At 55.6% G+C, this 16,340-nt stretch carries 16 protein-coding genes; 6 read left to right on the top strand and 10 right to left on the bottom strand.

Annotated features, from left to right (window positions below):
* Positions 1-44: 44 nt before the first annotated feature.
* The 5 genes from Q3Y66_RS03420 to Q3Y66_RS03400 form a co-directional block, all read right to left on the bottom strand.
* Positions 45-344 (bottom strand): helix-turn-helix transcriptional regulator, encoded by a 300-nt coding sequence (locus Q3Y66_RS03420; RefSeq protein ID WP_008958857.1) that lies wholly within the window; start codon positions 342-344, stop codon positions 45-47.
* 92 nt (positions 345-436) lie between these two features.
* Positions 437-1,567 carry an NADH:flavin oxidoreductase gene (locus tag Q3Y66_RS03415; protein ID WP_008958856.1) on the bottom strand — a complete coding sequence of 377 codons (1,131 nt, stop codon included), beginning with the start codon at positions 1,565-1,567 and terminating at the stop codon, positions 437-439.
* 166 nt (positions 1,568-1,733) lie between these two features.
* Positions 1,734-3,752 (bottom strand): TRAP transporter permease, encoded by a 2,019-nt coding sequence (locus Q3Y66_RS03410; protein WP_008958855.1) that lies wholly within the window; start codon positions 3,750-3,752, stop codon positions 1,734-1,736.
* A gap of 32 nt (positions 3,753-3,784) precedes the next feature.
* Complete coding sequence (locus tag Q3Y66_RS03405) at positions 3,785-4,297, bottom strand: DUF1850 domain-containing protein (RefSeq protein WP_008958854.1); 513 nt, start codon at positions 4,295-4,297, stop codon at positions 3,785-3,787.
* Positions 4,298-4,340: 43 nt separating this feature from the next.
* Positions 4,341-5,312 carry a TAXI family TRAP transporter solute-binding subunit gene (locus Q3Y66_RS03400; RefSeq protein WP_008958853.1) on the bottom strand — a complete coding sequence of 324 codons (972 nt, stop codon included), beginning with the start codon at positions 5,310-5,312 and terminating at the stop codon, positions 4,341-4,343.
* Here Q3Y66_RS03400 and Q3Y66_RS03395 point away from each other — a divergent pair.
* The 6 genes from Q3Y66_RS03395 (at position 5,311) to gabT (ending at position 11,462) form a co-directional block, all read left to right on the top strand.
* Positions 5,311-5,487, top strand: coding sequence for a hypothetical protein (locus Q3Y66_RS03395; protein ID WP_008958852.1), 177 nt, complete (start codon positions 5,311-5,313; stop codon positions 5,485-5,487). The two genes, Q3Y66_RS03400 and Q3Y66_RS03395, sit on opposite strands and share 2 nt — an antisense overlap.
* Positions 5,488-5,639: 152 nt before the next feature.
* Complete coding sequence (gene csiR / locus Q3Y66_RS03390) at positions 5,640-6,344, top strand: DNA-binding transcriptional regulator CsiR (protein ID WP_008958851.1); 705 nt, start codon at positions 5,640-5,642, stop codon at positions 6,342-6,344.
* Positions 6,345-6,467: 123 nt separating this feature from the next.
* Positions 6,468-7,646: an acyl-CoA dehydrogenase gene (locus Q3Y66_RS03385; protein ID WP_008958850.1), complete on the top strand. Its 1,179-nt coding sequence runs from the start codon at positions 6,468-6,470 to the stop codon at positions 7,644-7,646.
* Positions 7,647-7,713: 67 nt separating this feature from the next.
* Entirely contained in the window at positions 7,714-8,928 is a 1,215-nt protein-coding gene (locus Q3Y66_RS03380; RefSeq protein ID WP_035587139.1) for a CaiB/BaiF CoA-transferase family protein, read from the top strand.
* Between the two features lie 312 nt (positions 8,929-9,240).
* Positions 9,241-10,035 (top strand): EAL domain-containing protein, encoded by a 795-nt coding sequence (locus tag Q3Y66_RS03375; RefSeq protein WP_008958848.1) that lies wholly within the window; start codon positions 9,241-9,243, stop codon positions 10,033-10,035.
* A gap of 149 nt (positions 10,036-10,184) precedes the next feature.
* Positions 10,185-11,462 carry a 4-aminobutyrate--2-oxoglutarate transaminase gene (gene gabT / locus Q3Y66_RS03370; protein ID WP_008958847.1) on the top strand — a complete coding sequence of 426 codons (1,278 nt, stop codon included), beginning with the start codon at positions 10,185-10,187 and terminating at the stop codon, positions 11,460-11,462.
* A 115-nt stretch (positions 11,463-11,577) separates the two neighbouring features.
* Here the strand turns inward: gabT and Q3Y66_RS03365 are convergent, their stop codons facing one another.
* From Q3Y66_RS03365 to Q3Y66_RS03345, 5 genes are all read right to left on the bottom strand, one after another.
* Entirely contained in the window at positions 11,578-12,225 is a 648-nt protein-coding gene (locus Q3Y66_RS03365; protein ID WP_008958846.1) for a hypothetical protein, read from the bottom strand.
* A gap of 307 nt (positions 12,226-12,532) precedes the next feature.
* A complete protein-coding gene (locus Q3Y66_RS03360; protein ID WP_008958845.1) occupies positions 12,533-12,781 on the bottom strand; it encodes a YkoF family thiamine/hydroxymethylpyrimidine-binding protein in 249 nt (82 codons plus the stop codon).
* 9 nt (positions 12,782-12,790) lie between these two features.
* On the bottom strand, positions 12,791-13,618 hold the full coding sequence (locus Q3Y66_RS03355) for an alpha/beta fold hydrolase (protein ID WP_008958844.1): 828 nt from the start codon (positions 13,616-13,618) through the stop codon (positions 12,791-12,793).
* Positions 13,619-13,728: 110 nt separating this feature from the next.
* Entirely contained in the window at positions 13,729-14,775 is a 1,047-nt protein-coding gene (gene dinB, locus Q3Y66_RS03350; protein WP_008958843.1) for a DNA polymerase IV, read from the bottom strand.
* 43 nt (positions 14,776-14,818) lie between these two features.
* Entirely contained in the window at positions 14,819-16,282 is a 1,464-nt protein-coding gene (locus Q3Y66_RS03345; RefSeq protein WP_238528563.1) for a YdiU family protein, read from the bottom strand.
* Between the last annotated feature and the right edge of the window lie 58 nt (positions 16,283-16,340).

The raw sequence follows: 16,340 nt of genomic DNA, 5'->3' as shown, positions 1-16,340 counted from the left end.
AAACCCCGCTTTGGCGGGGTTTTATCGTTTAACGAAAGGACGTTTTATAGTCGCTCGCTCAGCTCGTGCAAAAAGCTTTCTGCCACATCATGCTCGTAACGGTAGTACGTCCACTGGCCGACCCGAGTGGAAGAAACCAAACCCGCGCGATAAAGCGTAGAAAGATAAAGTGAGACCGTCGGTTGAGATAGCCCGGTTTTATCACGAATATGGCTGACACAAACACCGCCCTTCGGCGCCGTATCTTTTTGCGGCGGAAAATGACGCTCCGGCTCTTTAAGCCAGTAAAGAATGTCGAGACGTGCTGGGTTCGCCAGCGCGCTTAAAACGGTATTGATATCCATGATCACAGCCGTTCGTTGATAGCCAGATCATTATACGCGTTAAGGGGCAGACTGCCGAGGCAGCCTGCCCCTTTCGCATCAAAGGATTGAACTTAACGTACTAGGGTGTCGAGCGCGCTGCTGTCAAAGTCAGAAAGCTCGTCAAGGCGTCCATCACGTACTTTGTTAGCCCACTGCGGGTCAGAAAGCAGCGCGCGACCAATGGCAATCAAGTCAAAGTCATCACGCGCGCGCCACATGGCCAGCTCTTCCACATTGACACGGCTTTTGGAAGTCGGGTCTTCAGTGCGGGTAAAGTGCCCGGTACGGAACGTTTTATCGAGACCAACGCTGCCCACGGCGATAACCGGCTTGCCGGTTAATTCGCGAGTCCACGTTGCCAAGGTTTTATCACTGCCCTCAAAACCAGGTTCCCAGACGCGGCGTGTGCTGGCGTGAAAAATATCCACACCATCATCGGCCAGCGGCTTGAGTATTTCACCAAGCGCGTCAGGGGTTTCAGCGATAATGGCGTCGTAGTCGGAGAGCTTCCACTGTGAAAAACGGAACATAATCGGAAACTCAGGGCCCACTGCTTCACGCACTGCACTTACAATCATACGTGGGAAGCGCAAGCGATTTTCCGCGCTGCCGCCAAAGGTATCGGTGCGCTGGTTACTCTCGGCCCATAAGAACTGGTCAATCAAATAGCCATGGGCGCCGTGTAGTTCGATGCCGTCAAAGCCAATGCGTTTAGCGTCACTGGCCGCGCGGGCAAACGAGGCGGCGACTTCGTGCATGTCGTCTTCGCTCATGGCCCGAACTACTTCAACGCCGTCTTCCACGATGCTCATCGGGCCAAAGCCGGGCACGCTGGTATCTGGCTCAACGCCTGGGCGCCGCTCACGGCCTACGTGCCAAAGCTGCGGTGCAATCTTACCGCCCGCGGCATGAACCTCTTCTACGACGCGCTTCCAGCCTGCTAATGCCTGCTCACCGTAAAAAGCGGGTACGCCGGGGTAGCCGTTAGCACCTAGGTGATCAATATAGGTACCTTCGGTGATAATTAACCCCACCCCACCTACGGCACGGCTTTTGTAGTAAGCCGCCACGTCCTCAGTGGGCACCCCGCCAGGCGACTGGTTACGCGTCATGGGTGCCATCACGATACGGTTACTTAGGGTCATGTTGCCCAGAGTAAACGTTTCAAAGAGAGGTGCCGATAGGTTCTGTTTAGATAACATCACTTTCGTCCTTTTATATATAGAAATATAGCAATATATTTAAACAGAGTGGTTGTATGGATAGCAAGATATAACGGTAGCAATAGCAAAAGGCCCAGGGCGATAAACCCAGGGCCTTTGAATAGCGTTCTAATCGCTGTGATTAAGCAGCGTCCAGCACCAAGAGTTAACCGCTAACGGGCGTCACCTCCGATTCGCGCTTGCTAGCCAGCCAGTTGGCGCCAATGGCGACGATCATCACTGCGACACCGGCAATCTCACTGAGCAGATTGGGGTAAAACACGGCAATAATCGCTGCAGTAATCGCGATGCGCGGCAGCCAAGACATGCGGGTAAACAAGTACCCTTCCAAGGCGGCAGCAAAAGCACCCAATGCCAAAATAGCGATCACTGCATTCCAGATCACCACGGGTACCGGCCCGCCCATAATGATCTCTGGATTGAAGACCATGAACAGCGGAATCAAGTAGAGGCCCTTAGCAAACTTCCACGCCTGGAAGCTGGTCTCCATCGGCTTACTGCCCGCAATCGCCGCCCCGGCAAAGCCTGCCAAGGCGATGGGCGGCGTCACATTGGAGTCCTGGGAGTACCAGAACACCACTAAGTGCGCGACCAGTAGCGGAATGCCAAACTCCTGGGTAAGCGCGGGACCCACCAGCACAATCAAAACGATGTAGCTAGCGGTGACCGGTAGCCCCATCCCCAGGATCAAACTGGCCAGCAGCACCATTAACAGCGCCAGCAGGATGTTACCGCCGGAGAAGGCCAGCATCATTGACGAGAACTTCAGCCCCAGGCCGGTTAGCCCGACAACGCCGACGATAATCCCGGCGACCGCACAGGCCATGGAAACCGCTACAGCGTTGCGCGCGCCTAACTCAAGGCCTTCGATCAGCTTGGCAAAGCCAGCACGTATGACGTCTTTAATCGCGGTGGCGGTTACCGGCTGCCCCTGACGAGGTGCGACAAACAAGAACCACAATGCATAACGAATCACCGCCACAGCCACCATGGTGACAACGGCGTAGTAGCCTACCCGCATCGGCGACATGCTCATCGCCAGCAGCCAAACCAGCACTGCCAGCGGCAGTAGGAAGTGCCAGCCATCCTTCATGACCTGGCGCATCTGCGGCAGTTGGTCCTTGGGTAGCCCCTGCATGCCCTGCTTAAGCGCGATGATATGGACGAACAGGTAAACCGTCGCGAAATACATAATCGCCGGCAGGATACTGACCTTGACGATGTCCAGGTATGGCGTATTGGTGTACTCAGCAATCAAGAACGCCCCGGCGCCCATCAATGGCGGCATAATCTGCCCGCCGGTCGAGGCCGCCGCTTCGATACCGCCCGCCTGCTTGGCCTTATAGCCCAGGCGCTTCATTAGCGGAATCGTAAAGGCACCGGTGGTGACCACGTTGGCTATCGCACTGCCGGAAATAGAGCCCATGCCCGCCGAGGCCAGCACTGCTGCCTTGGCGGGCCCGCCGCGCTGGCGGCCGGTGGCCGCATAGGCCATATCGATAAAGAACTTGCCCGCCCCGGTACACTCAAGAAAGGCACCAAACAGGACAAAGATAAAGATATAGGTCGCCGCAACGCCTAACGGCAGGCCAAAGATACCCTCTTGCCCCAGATAGAGCTGACCAGCGACCCGGTCGATGGTATAGCCGCGGTGCTCCAAAATGCCCGGCATCCACTCACCAAGCCATGGTAGCTCGCCCCGTGGCCCGGCAAACGCATAGACAATCGCCAGCAAGCCAATCACGGTCATCCCGAAACCCACCGCCCGGCGGCTGGCTTCCAGTACCGTGACCGTGGCAATGCAGGCGACCAGAATATCGGTACTGTTCCAGAATCCGGCACGGCTGAATATCTCATCCAGGTTGAGTACCAGGTAGCCACCGGTCAGCAACGCACCGGCAAAGAACAGCAGATCAAGTCCCCAGCCCAACACCCCGCGTTTGCGAGTGGGGCCAAAGGCAGGAAACATTAAAAACGCCAGCATCATAATCAATGCCAGGTGAATACTGCGCTGATAAAAGAGCCCCAAGGGCTGAATACCGGCTGAATAAAGCTGAAACAGGGAAAGACCCACCGCCACAATGGTGATCGACCACAGCACCATGCGGGGTTGAATCGCATTACCGCCCGGCATCACGCTTGGCGGTTGCTTGGATTCGTTCATGAAGTCCTCGGAAGCGTTAACTAATGTCGTTTTTATTCACGCGGGGATGCGTGAGGGGCTATTAGCTGAATGGTCACGCGTTGCCCAGCAGCGTGATCACTTAGGCTCACCGGCGCATGCTCACCGCCAGGCCATACTACGCGATGGTTGACAGCTGGGGAGCCAACTCTCAATACATACCGGTTATTGGTGACAGGCTCGTTAATCGCATTAATCCAGTAACCGCCTTCACCGTCTGACACCTGCTCGCCGCGGCCAAAAATATGCCCGAGCCCCGCGGCAAAATCGGGTTGATGACTACGCTCCAATTGCATGACGCCCGCTGCATTACGATAGCAATCCAGCACCGTAAAATGCTCAACGGAGTGCTGCCACTTTATACACCAGCGACCACCAGCAGGCACCGCTTCATCCACCAGGGTGTCGCCTTGCTCAGTCACGGCGGTTAGGCGCATAAACGCCGACGCCGAAGCGGGGGAAGCCCCCACTTCGGCGAACGGAGAACATGCAATCAGTAGCGCCAACAGTCGTTGCTGCCACTGCATGGCAATATCCTTCAATGCACTATCCTTCAATGCACTTTAGCGGTTACGGACGCAGACGATCCGGAATTTCAGCACCGACTTCTTCGAAGTAGCGCAGTGCACCTGGGTGTAGCGGCACCGGGGTAGAGTCCATGGTGAACTCAACGGTGGTGTCGTTCGCTGCCGGGTGAACGGCAATCAGCTCATCGGTGTTTTCGAACAGCAGTTGCGTCAGCTGGTAGGCCAGCTCTTCGTCCATATCGGCATTGACGACGAGAACATTGGGAATACCAATGGTCTGTACGGCTTCATCCATGCCGTCATACATACCGGCTGCCAGTTCGTAAGGGGCAAATACCGCCTCTTCTTCCTGGGCATTGGCCACTTCTTCATCGGAAAGACCGATCAGACGAATATCACGCGTGGCGGCTAGGTTAAGAATGGAGCTGGTCGGCGGGCCAACGCTCCAGAAGCCTGCATCGATATCACCGTCACGAATCGCATCGGCCGTTTCGTTGAAGTTGAGGCGCTGGGGAGTGAAATCGTCGTAGCTGACGCCGTTGGCTTCGAGCAGTGCACGCGCGTTCAGCTCGGTGCCACTACCCGGCGCACCAACGGAAACCCGTTTGCCTTCCAGGTCGGCAATCGACTCGATATCCGACTCGGCCAGGGTGACCAGCTGTACTGCGTTAGGGTAAACCGACGCCAGCGCACGAGTGTTTTCGATCTGACGACCTTCGAAGTCACCGGTACCGGTGTAGGCCTGATAGACAGTATCAGCCAGTGCCAGCGCAAGATCCGCATCGCCGCGCATGATCAGGCCCATGTTCTCAACCGAGGCACCGGTCACTTCAGCGGTCGCCTGGGCGCCTTCGATGTGGTTGTTGATCATTTCGGCAAAACCACCACCGATCGGGTAATAAACGCCGCCAGTACCGCCGGTAGCGATTGAAAGTTGTTGAGCGCTTGCGGGAAGCGCCACTGCGAGCATAGAAGCGGCAGCGGCTGTGGTGTATAGAGAGCGTAGAGTTCGCATGAGCGTTTCCTCCGTCCTGCTTGGACTTATAGGTATGGTTGACGAAAAAGGAGGTGTTGAAGCCCCAGCTTCTGCTAACTATCTAAAAGTAACCAGAAGCGGTGGAGGAGAAGTTAGCACGGCTGATGCGTTAGATGCTAATGAGGGTTATCAGCTCAGCGCCACCCTTAATTAGGCTTTGATCTTGAGACCAGACCTTGACAGAGGTCGACGCAGAAAAATGATGAAATTCTGCATAAATATATTCCTCTATGCCAAATTGTTATTATTTGGTCATTATAGCCGATAATTTTTCCCTTTCGTCAGTTGCCCAGGAGCCTTACCGCTATGGAGCTCAATGTTTTTGAGAAAGGCGCACCGCGCCAGAATCTGGCCATCAGTGCTTATCAGCAACTCAAGCATGACATTATCCGAGGCCGCTACGCTCCAGAACAGAAGCTGTTGATGAGCCACCTGAAAGAGCATTACGGCGCCAGCACCGGGCCACTGCGGGAAGCACTCTCACAGCTGGTGGCAGACCGCTTAGTGGTGGCGATCAGCCAGCGCGGTTACCGAGTGGCCCCGATGTCGCTGGCCGAACTCAACGACATTTACGACGCCCGAGCACAGCTTGAGGGGTTAATCCTGCGTCTAGCCATCGAGCGCGGCGACGACGACTGGGAAGCCATGGTGCTGGCCACGGCTCACCGGCTGGCCAAGGTCACCGATGTCAGCACCCCGGATGAGCTGCTCGACATTTGGGACCAACGCCACAAGGCATTCCATACTGCCATCGCCAGTGGCTGCAACTCCCCTCACCTGCTGCAGATGCGCGACACCCTGTTTAATCAAGTGGAGCGCTACCGTCATCTATGGCTTCAAGAAACCGTGATGTCACCCCAAGCGCTGGAGCTAAAGCGCCAGGAGCACGCCGCGCTGGTGGAGGTCATTCTAGCCAGGGACACTGCCCAGGCCGACACCTTGATGCGGGACCACTTGATGACCCCAGTGCCGATTATTACTCGGGTGCTTGAGGCGCGCGGCATCCGTTAATCGCTTCCTTTCAAAAGTTAAATTCTGCGTTTTAAAAAAATGTAGATATTTTATAAAAACGGCGATACATTGATTGTCAGCTATCTTGCATTTATTCCTGCCCACGAACTTAGGAATCACGCCATGACACATTTTAACTGGGACGACCCGCTGCTACTGGAACAACAGCTCACCGACGAAGAGCGCCAGATCCGCGATGCCGCCTACGATTACTGCCAGGAAAACCTTCAGCCCCGCGTGCTGACCGCCTTCCGCGAAGAGCGTTTTGACCGCGAGATCATGACCGAAATGGGCGAGCTTGGCCTGCTGGGCGCTACCGTTTCCCCCGAGTACGGCGGTGCAGGCGTTAATCACGTCGCCTACGGCCTGATTGCTCGCGAAGTCGAGCGCGTTGACTCCGGCTACCGTTCCGCCATGAGCGTGCAGTCCTCGCTGGTGATGTATCCCATTGAGACTTACGGCTCTGAAGAGCAGAAGCAAAAATTTCTGCCTAAGCTTGCCAGTGGCGAGATGGTGGGTTGCTTTGGTTTAACCGAGCCCGACCACGGCTCCGACCCCGGCAATATGATTACCCGGGCGGAAAAAGTTGACGGTGGCTACCGCCTGACCGGCGCAAAAATGTGGATCACCAACAGCCCAATCGCCGATATCGCCGTGGTTTGGGCGAAATCAGCAGCCCACTATAATCAGATTAAAGGCTTTATCGTTGAGCGCGGCACCGAAGGCTTCACGACCCCTAAAATCGAAGGCAAAGTGTCACTACGCGCATCGATTACCGGTGAGATCGTGCTGGATAACGCCTTCGTTCCCGAAGAGAATCTGCTGCCCAACGTCAGCGGCTTGAAAGGCCCATTCGGCTGCCTGAACAAAGCCCGTTACGGCATTGCCTGGGGCGTCATGGGTACCTCTGAATTCTGCTGGCACGCGGCACGCCAGTACACCCTCGACCGCAAGCAGTTCGGCCGCCCGCTGGCCGCCAATCAGTTGATCCAGAAAAAACTCGCCGACATGCAAACCGAGATCACTCTGGGCTTGCAGGCAGCGCTGCAAGTCGGCCGATTGATGGATAGCGGCAACTGGGCGCCGGAAATGGTCTCGCTGATCAAGCGCAACAACTGCGGCAAGGCACTGGATATCGCCCGTCAATCGCGCGACATGCACGGCGGCAACGGCGTTTCTGATGAGTACGGCGTGATTCGCCATATGGTCAATCTGGAGTCGGTGAATACCTACGAAGGCACTCACGATGTGCACGCGCTGATTCTGGGCCGCGCACAAACGGGTATTCAGGCATTCTTTTAAGAACCCCTGAATGACGCCCCGTTAAACGCCAACAGCCAAGGAAACCGCCTTTATGAGCAAGCCCCCTATGAGTGAGCCAACCAAACCACTGGCCGGCATTAAAGTACTCGATATCTCCCGCGTACTGGCCGGGCCGTGGTGCGGTCAAATGCTTGCGGATATGGGCGCGGATGTCATCAAGGTTGAACGCCCCGGCAGCGGCGATGACACTCGCCACTGGGGCCCTCCTTGGCTGGCGGGCACTGAAGAGTCGGCGTACTACCTGTGCGCTAACCGCGGCAAACGCTCGGTGACCGTCGATATGGCCAAGCCCGAAGGCCAAGCGGTAATTAAGCAGTTAGTCGCGCAATCGGATGTGCTGATAGAGAACTTCAAGGTCGGCGGCCTCAAGCGTTATGGCTTGGATTACGCCAGCCTGAAAGCGCTAAATCCTAAGCTGATCTACTGCTCGATTACCGGTTTTGGCCAGGAAAGCCCTTACGCCCACCGGGCGGGTTACGACTTTATGATTCAAGCCATGGGCGGGATTATGAGCCTAACCGGCAAGCCCGATGACGAACCTGGCGGCGGGCCAGTGAAGAGCGGCGTCGCGTTTACCGATATTTTTACCGGGCTGTATGCGGCCAATGCGATACTCGCCGCGCTTTATCAGCGCCGCGATAGCGGCGTTGGTTGCCATATTGATATGGCATTGATGGATGTCCAGGTGGGTGTGCTCGCCAATCAGGCGTTGAATTACCTGACCTCCGGCAATGTGCCCCAGCGCTTGGGTAACGCCCACCCCAACATCGTGCCTTACCAGGCGTTCGCCACCCAAGATGGCCATATGATTATGGCGGTCGGCAATGACGAGCAGTTCAAGCGTTTTTGCACGGTGCTTTCGCTACCGACCTTGGCTGAAGACCCACGCTTTGCCACCAACGGTGCCCGGGTGAATCACCGGGCACTGCTGGTACCGCAATTGGAAGCGGCGCTGGCCCAACGCACCACCGATGAATGGCTGGCCGCCTTTGAAGCGGTCGGTGTGCCCTGCGGGCCGATCAATACGCTCGATCGGGTGTTCGATGACCCGCATGTAAAAGCGCGCGGGCTCAAACAGACCCTGCCCCACGACCAAGCGGGCCACGTTGATCTAGTGGCTAACCCTATCCGCTTTAATGGCGCTCAACTGAGTGCCACCACGGCGCCGCCCCACTTGGGCCAACACACAGAAAGCGTGTTGGAAGAGCTTGGGATTACTCCGGAGCAGCGTACGGCGCTTCGCGAAGCGGGCATTATTTAGCCGCTTTTTGTCGTCAAAACCACTTCCTTTCTTTAGCGCCTGAATAGGCGCTTTTTTATGCCTTTTTACTGAAAGAAAAGCGGTAAGCAAAAGCGCGATACAGGCAACATTTCTGTACAAAACCTATACCAACACTGTATTAATATTTAAACTAAGCATTGCAAAACTAAGCATTGCAAATACTGGACATTACAAAAACTGAGCATCAGAAAAATATGCATCGCAAAGCGCTTCCATATAGCGTAAAGAAAGCGCTTTTTCTAATAAACGCTTTAGCGGCAATCGCCGTTACTGACACCATCAGGAGCAGCAATGAGCCAGTGCGCACGCGTTAATGGCAGCTGTAAACGCTGTGAAGGCGAATTGCCTTTTGCATTCACCATGGCTTTTCAACCGATTGTGGATTTATCACTGGCTGAAATCGTCACTTACGAGGCGCTGGTTCGCGGTATGCAAGGCGAGTCTGCTGGGAGCGTTATTTCGCAAGTCACAAGTGATTTGCTCTACCGCTTTGACCAGGCCTGCCGAGTGAAAGCGATCGAAATGGCCAGTGCACTGGGCATGCAAACCAATCTTTCGATTAACTTTTTGCCCAACGCCGTTTACGAACCCGAAGCCTGTATACAGGCAACGCTAGAAGTATCAAAGCGGGTGGGCTGGCCAACGAACCGGCTCATTTTTGAAATCACCGAAACTGAGCGAGTCCGCGACCGCCAGCACCTATGCAATATCATTGATGCCTATCGCTCGATGGGTTTCAAAACGGCACTCGATGACTTTGGCAACGGTTACGCCAACCTGGATCTGCTCACTGACTTAACCCCTGACACGCTCAAAATCGATCGTGAATTAGTGATGCACTGCGATAGCGACCTACGCCGCCAAGCACTGTTGAACGCCATCATTTTACTCGCCCAAGAGCTCGACATGGGACTGATCGCCGAAGGCGTAGAAACCCGAGCCGAGGCATTGTGGCTGGCCCGGGCCGGCATTGTCCGTCAGCAGGGCTTTTATTTTGCCAGGCCCGCAGTGAACGCCCTTAGCGGCGACTTGACGGAGCACCTTCAAGAGTTGCGCCTAGCTGTTAAAACGCTAAACAGGGCTTAATTCTTCCGTTATCGTTAGGACAGGCCGCAACCGCTATGTAGCAAGGTTGTCATTGCATCGTCACCCATGTAAGTAACGCTATTAGGCACTATGCTTACAGATACGCACTATGCTGAAAGAACATCTCTCATCAATCTAGGAAGTAAGCCATGAGCAGCAATGCCGAACTGAACGAGTTGAAACACAAATATGTCGCTGCTGGCGCTGCTAGCCCCGCAACGGCATTCGCCGACCGCGCTGAAAATTCTGAAATCTGGGACGTTGACGGCAACCGCTTCATCGACTTTGCAGGCGGCATTGGCGTACTTAACGTGGGCCACCGCCACCCGAAAGTAGTCGCGGCGGTAAAAGCCCAGCTTGATAAGCTGATGCACACCTGCCAGACGGTCATGCCTTATGAAGGCTATGTCAAAGTCGCTGAAAAACTCAGCCAGATCGTGCCTGTTCGTGGCCACGCCAAGGTCATGCTGGCTAACTCGGGCGCTGAAGCGCTGGAAAACGCCGTCAAGATCGCCCGCGCAGCCACCGGCCGTTCCAACGTTATCTGCTTTGACGGCGGCTACCACGGCCGTACCTTCTTCACCATGGCCATGAACGGCAAGGTAGCGCCTTACCAGAGCGACTTCGGCCCGATGCCGGGCACCGTCTTCCGAGCCCCTTACCCAGTGCCCTACCACGGCGTTAGCGAAGATGAAGCCATTCGTGGCCTTAAGATGACGCTAAAAACCGATGCCAACCCCAAAGATACCGCAGCCATCGTGCTTGAGCCGGTACTAGGTGAAGGCGGTTTCTACCCAGCCTCTACCAGCTTCCTGACCAAGATCCGTGAAATCTGCGATGAGCACGGCATCCTGATGATCATCGACGAAGTGCAGTCAGGCTTTGGCCGTACCGGCAAAATGTTTGCCATCGAACACAGCGGCGTTGAACCGGACATCATGACCATGGCCAAGAGTATGGCTGACGGCATGCCGATCTCCGCGATTGTCGGTACCGACAAAGTCATGGACGCATCAGGCCCTAACTCACTGGGCGGCACTTACACCGGTAGCCCCACCGCCTGTGCCGCAGCGCTGGCCGTGATGGAAGTGTTTGAAGAAGAGAACATTCTGGAGAAGAGCCAAGCGCTGGGCGACAAGCTGGCGAAGCGCTTCAATGAATGGGCGGGCAAGTTTGACTGCATCGATAACGTGCGCAATATGGGCTCGATGGCCGCATTTGAGTTGGTATCGAACAAAGCAGATCACACGCCTAATGCTGAGCTGGCGGCGGCGCTGTGCAAGAAAGCCCGTGAAGAAGGCTTGATCCTACTGTCATGCGGTATGTACGGCAACACCATCCGTTTCCTGATGCCTGTCACCATTCAAGACGACGTACTTAACGAAGGTTTGGATATCATTGAGTCCTGCCTGGAATCGTTGACCTAAGCATTATCAATATTCAAACATACGCCGCCCAATCGGGCGGCGTTTTTGTCTAGCCAGTTTTTGTCTAGCCAATGAGGCTACCGCCTCATTTAAAAGAACGTCAAACCTGACAACATCACTTGAATAAAGGCGCCAGCTGATTCAATTTTCCAACCTGATAAAGGTCATGCAGATAAGCATCCACTTTAGAGATCAAGTAGTTCAAGAGCACAATAAAAAATATCGCAGACATTATCATCACAGGTTGATTAATCCACTTTAAAACCGACACACTAACTTCATAGTGAATGGTATAGATACTCATGGCCGCCAACAATTGAATCAATCCACCATTAGCAATGACGGCGACCATAAAAAAGCTTCTCAGGTTGATTGAAGGCAGCCCAGTCTTGAAGCAAAGAGCATGGCGAGCACTTGTACTACCCCTCCCCTTTTTGCTCGACGAATTTAAAACCAAACCCTTTTTACGTCTTAAAAGTGGTACTCCATAAATCTCCCCCCCCTCTTTAGAAAAAGCAATCCGTAATGCTGCCACATTAAAATCATCACCGAATACATCCACAGCCGCTTCATCAAGCAGGGAGGCATCTTGGTTTTCAACTGCTCTCTTTTCGTAGGCTCTAAGCTTTTCGAACTGCCTGTTTTTCTTACCCGAAAGTTTGGCGCTATCATATGTATTAATATTGAAATGCATTTGATAGATTTGATACCAAGAAATCGTCACTCCCACCAAAATCATCAAAAAAACAAGCGCTGTTAACATGATGATATCCTCGCCCCATGTCTTATGTAGTTTAATGATAACTTATCTAACCCGCTTACTAACGAATAGGCCCTAAAAAACGCGTCTCGTTGGTGTAGGTAATCGAAGGGTCATCTAAAGCGATGATAGGCAGGACAGCGCGACTACCTGCAACAGGCGACTATGACCACCATTGGCGAAAGCTCCGCCAGGGCCGGTTTTTCCGCAACCCAACAGTTTCGCCACTGTGGGCGCTTAAGCGATGGCCACGGCTGATCCCGCACAGAGCTTCCGTCGCAGCGACATCGACTCAGCTATCTCGGCTCAGCTATCGAGGCCGACGATCGCCTTCCAAAAAGTTAGCCGTAAATACCGCTTTACCATGGGTCTCAAACGACCACTTCATCACATCGCTTAATGCTGCCATTACCTCATCGAACTCGCCAAATACCTGAGTGCTCATGCGGTTCGGGTGCACTTCCAGTCCCGTCGCCTCCAGGCGTTTCACCACCTCTTTGACTACCGGCTTGAAGTCATCGGCCAGCGGGTAATAGCTAAGTTGTACGGAAAGGTACATAACGCCTCCTTACGCTGTATGAGAAGTCTGTCTGGCGTTGGCGATACGTTGCCAGGCAGTCAAAATGGCGGCACGCGTCTCATCCGGGTGCTCCATCGGGAACATGTGCGTACCGGGAACCTCGCTCACCGATAACCCCTTTCGCCGCAAGCGTTTGATGCGCGACGCCGTCAGCAAGTGGGATTCGTTACCCGCCACCAGCTCTAGCGGCACGCCAAGCCGCTGCGGCAAGCGCGAAAGGTGATCCGGCAGATGGCGGAAAATCTCCACCTCAATGCTAGGATCAAAGGTCAGCTCAGCGCTGCCGTCGTCTAACAAGCGTGTCCCTGCTTCAATGTAGTCGTTGAGTGCTTGGGGGGTAAAGCGCTTAAACAGTCCCCGACGTCCCAGTGAACTCGCCATTACCTCACGGCTCGGCCATACACTTCGCCGCCCCAGGGTTTTACCGGCAGGTGTAATTCGGTCAATAAAGCCAAACCGCTTGGCCGCTTTCATCGCCCAGGCATCCGACCCCAGCATTAGCGGTGGGTCGAGCATGATCACCCCACAAAAGCGCTCGGGCTGCTTGTCGGCGGCCATGGCCATCAAAGTGCCGCCCAGCGAGTGCCCCACGCCCAGCAGCGGTTTATCACTCTGCGGCAGGTAGCTCAGCAGCTCATCCACCAGGTTGCCCCAGTTATGATTCACCGGATAATCCGGGTGATGGCCCAGCCGATCCAGCGGGTGGAGATCAAACATCTCTGCCAGCGGGTTCAGCAGGCTGCGGTAGCTTAACCCTGGAAAACCATTGGCGTGGGCAAACACTAAACGGGGGCGTGAAGCGGCATCAGCAGACATGGCGGAGCTCGTGGGTGACCAAACGGAAAAATGAACAACTCAAACTATCATACGTCTGTTTTAGCGCGCCCCTGCCACGGGGTCAATCAGGCGAAGGGTTAACAGGCTAATTAAAACAGCGGTAGTTGGTGTTCCTGCGCGCTTTCCGCCAGCCGGTACCCGACACCCAGCAGGCGCACGGGGCGCTCACCACGTGACCAGCCGATATTGAGCAAGGTTTCAAACTGAGCAAGATTGGGCGCTGGGTCGGCGTGTTCGACCGTGGTTTGAGTAAAGTCGTTGAATTTTACTTTGACGATGAGGCCGCGCACCGCCAATGGCGGGTCTAGACGCGCATAGCGACGCTCCAGATCTTCGATCAGCGCGGGTAGTTCTCGGTGACAGGCATCGAGGTTGGGTAAATCCTGGGCGTAGGTCTGCTCGGTGCTAACCGATTTGCGCTCCCGGTGGGTTTTCACCGGGCGCTCGTCCCGCCCCCAGCTTAGCTCATGCAGCCGCCGCCCAAAGCGGCCAAAGTGCTCGACCAGGTCGGTCAGCGTGCGGGTGCGCAGGTCAGCGCAGGTATGAATATCCAGCCCCGCTAACTTCTCAGCCGTACGCGGGCCCACCCCATGGATTTTCTTGACCGGCAGCTGTTGTACGAAGCTATCGACCTTATCCGGCGTAATCACGCACAGGCCGTCGGGTTTGTTCCAGTCGCTGGCAATTTTGGCCAGAAACTTGTTGGGCGCGACGCCCGCTGAAACGGTGATCCCCACTTCTCGACTGACCCGTTCGCGGATCGCTTCGGCCATAAGTGTCGCGCTGCCGCGGTGCTGGGTGACCTCCGAGACATCCAGAAAGGCCTCATCCAGGGAGAGCGGTTCGATCAGTTCAGTCACATCGCGATAAATGGCGAAGACCTGGCGGGCGACCTCTTTGTATTTGGCCATCTCACCGCGAATCACGGTGAGATGCGGGCAACGCTTGAGCGCTTGTCCCATGGGCATGGCCGAATGAATACCAAACTCGCGGGCGGGATAGTTGCAAGTGGCCACCACCCCGCGCTGCTCGACGCTGCCGCCAATCGCAATCGGGATATCCCGCAGCGCGGGGTTATCGCGCATTTCCACTGCTGCATAAAAGCAGTCACAGTCGCAGTGAATGATTTTGCGCACCGGCTACCCTTCCACCTGTAAAAAACCACAGTTTATCACAGCATCAGGTGCCGCAGAATGTCCTTAGCACCTGCTCATTATCCGTGGCGGGCGCCGCTAAACGGCGCGCTTCCACGGAGTCATCGAATGGTTGGGTGACGACCGCTAACAGCGTATGAAAAGGCACAAAATCACCGTCGTAAGCGGCATCGATGACCTCTTGAACCCGGTGGTTGCGGGGAATAATGACCGGGTTGGCGCGACGCATGGCGGCAAAACGCTCGCTATCCTGGCTGGCTACCTGCGCGTGCTGCCAGGTATCTAGCCACGCGGTTAGCTCATTAGGCTGAGTCGTTAGCGCCAGCAGCGCCTCGCGGTGTTCATCATTCGGCGAGGAAGCGTATTGTGTGAGCGCATCAAAAGTGGCGGTCATATCCATCCGCCCCTGGTGCATCTGGCTTTCGAGGCCTTCCATTAGGGCTTCAGCTTGGGGGCTTTCCGCCGCTAAACCGAGTTTATCGGCGTGCAGGCGGAGTTGCTCTGCACTGAACAGCGTATCGAAGCGGCGAATGGCATTGGTGGCCTGCTCTACCACCGTCTCGCCTTCTTCACGCATTAACGGCAGCAGCGTTTCAGCAAAGCGGGCCAGATTCCACTGGGCAATGGTGGGCTGGTTGGCAAAGGCGTAGCGGCGGCCTTGGTCGATGGAGCTATATACCTTCTGCGGATCGAACTGCTCCATAAAGGCACAGGGGCCGTAATCGATGGTTTCACCGGCAATGCTGCAGTTATCGGTATTCATCACACCATGGATAAAGCCGACGCTCATCCAGCGGGCGATCAGCACGGCCTGGCGGGCGACCACCGCTTCCAGCAGCGCCATATAGGAGTCTTCCGCCTTGGCGGCCTCCGGGTAGTGGCGCGCAATCACATGATCCGCCAGTGCTTTGAGCAGTGTTTCATCCCGTTGCGCAGCGGCAAACTGAAAAGTGCCTACACGAATATGACTACTGGCCACACGGGTAAACACAGCGCCAGGCTCTGCCATCTGCCGCACCACCCGCTCGCCGCTGGTCACCGCCGCCAGAGCACGGGTGGTGGGGATGCCCATCGCGGCCATAAATTCGCTGACCAGATATTCACGCAGCACCGGGCCTAACGGCGAACGACCATCGCCACCGCGGGAAAACGGCGTGCGACCGCTGCCCTTTAGCTGCACATCGCGGCGAATGCCAGCCTGGTCGATCACTTCGCCCAGCAGCAACGCACGGCCATCGCCTAGTTGTGGCACGAAGTTGCCGAACTGGTGGCCTGCGTAACCTAATGCGCCCGGCTTGGCATCCGGCATGGGCTGGTTGCCGCTAAACCACTCGGCGAGCGTGGCGGGATCAGGTATCTCTTGAGCGCCCAGCTCATGGGCAAGCGGCGCATTGAACGCGATCAGCTCTGGGCTAGCGACGGGTGTTGCTTGGGTGGCGACCCAGAGGGGTTCCGGCAAGGTGGAATAGAGATGTTCGAATGGCAGCACGGTAGGCTCCGCTTTTAGTGGCAATGACTAATGTCTATCCTTAGCTAATACCCTAGCA

The sequence above is a fragment of the Halomonas sp. HAL1 genome, assembly GCF_030544485.1.
GTDB classification, from domain to species: domain Bacteria; phylum Pseudomonadota; class Gammaproteobacteria; order Pseudomonadales; family Halomonadaceae; genus Vreelandella; species Vreelandella arctica.
Note: the sequence above shows the minus strand (reverse complement) of the source record. Positions and strands in the feature narration are given on the sequence as shown.

Coding starts and splice junctions, on each gene's coding strand:
- Q3Y66_RS03360 (WP_008958845.1), bottom strand. CDS start 12,781: ATGTACCTTTCCGTACAACTTAGCTATTACCCGCTGGCCGATGACTTC.
- Q3Y66_RS03380 (WP_035587139.1), top strand. CDS start 7,714: ATGAGTGAGCCAACCAAACCACTGGCCGGCATTAAAGTACTCGATATC.
- Q3Y66_RS03355 (WP_008958844.1), bottom strand. CDS start 13,618: ATGTCTGCTGATGCCGCTTCACGCCCCCGTTTAGTGTTTGCCCACGCC.
- Q3Y66_RS03420 (WP_008958857.1), bottom strand. CDS start 344: ATGGATATCAATACCGTTTTAAGCGCGCTGGCGAACCCAGCACGTCTC.
- Q3Y66_RS03400 (WP_008958853.1), bottom strand. CDS start 5,312: ATGCGAACTCTACGCTCTCTATACACCACAGCCGCTGCCGCTTCTATG.
- Q3Y66_RS03415 (WP_008958856.1), bottom strand. CDS start 1,567: ATGTTATCTAAACAGAACCTATCGGCACCTCTCTTTGAAACGTTTACT.
- Q3Y66_RS03405 (WP_008958854.1), bottom strand. CDS start 4,297: ATGCAGTGGCAGCAACGACTGTTGGCGCTACTGATTGCATGTTCTCCG.
- Q3Y66_RS03375 (WP_008958848.1), top strand. CDS start 9,241: ATGAGCCAGTGCGCACGCGTTAATGGCAGCTGTAAACGCTGTGAAGGC.
- gabT (WP_008958847.1), top strand. CDS start 10,185: ATGAGCAGCAATGCCGAACTGAACGAGTTGAAACACAAATATGTCGCT.
- Q3Y66_RS03395 (WP_008958852.1), top strand. CDS start 5,311: ATGAGCGTTTCCTCCGTCCTGCTTGGACTTATAGGTATGGTTGACGAA.
- Q3Y66_RS03385 (WP_008958850.1), top strand. CDS start 6,468: ATGACACATTTTAACTGGGACGACCCGCTGCTACTGGAACAACAGCTC.
- csiR (WP_008958851.1), top strand. CDS start 5,640: ATGGAGCTCAATGTTTTTGAGAAAGGCGCACCGCGCCAGAATCTGGCC.
- Q3Y66_RS03410 (WP_008958855.1), bottom strand. CDS start 3,752: ATGAACGAATCCAAGCAACCGCCAAGCGTGATGCCGGGCGGTAATGCG.
- Q3Y66_RS03365 (WP_008958846.1), bottom strand. CDS start 12,225: ATGTTAACAGCGCTTGTTTTTTTGATGATTTTGGTGGGAGTGACGATT.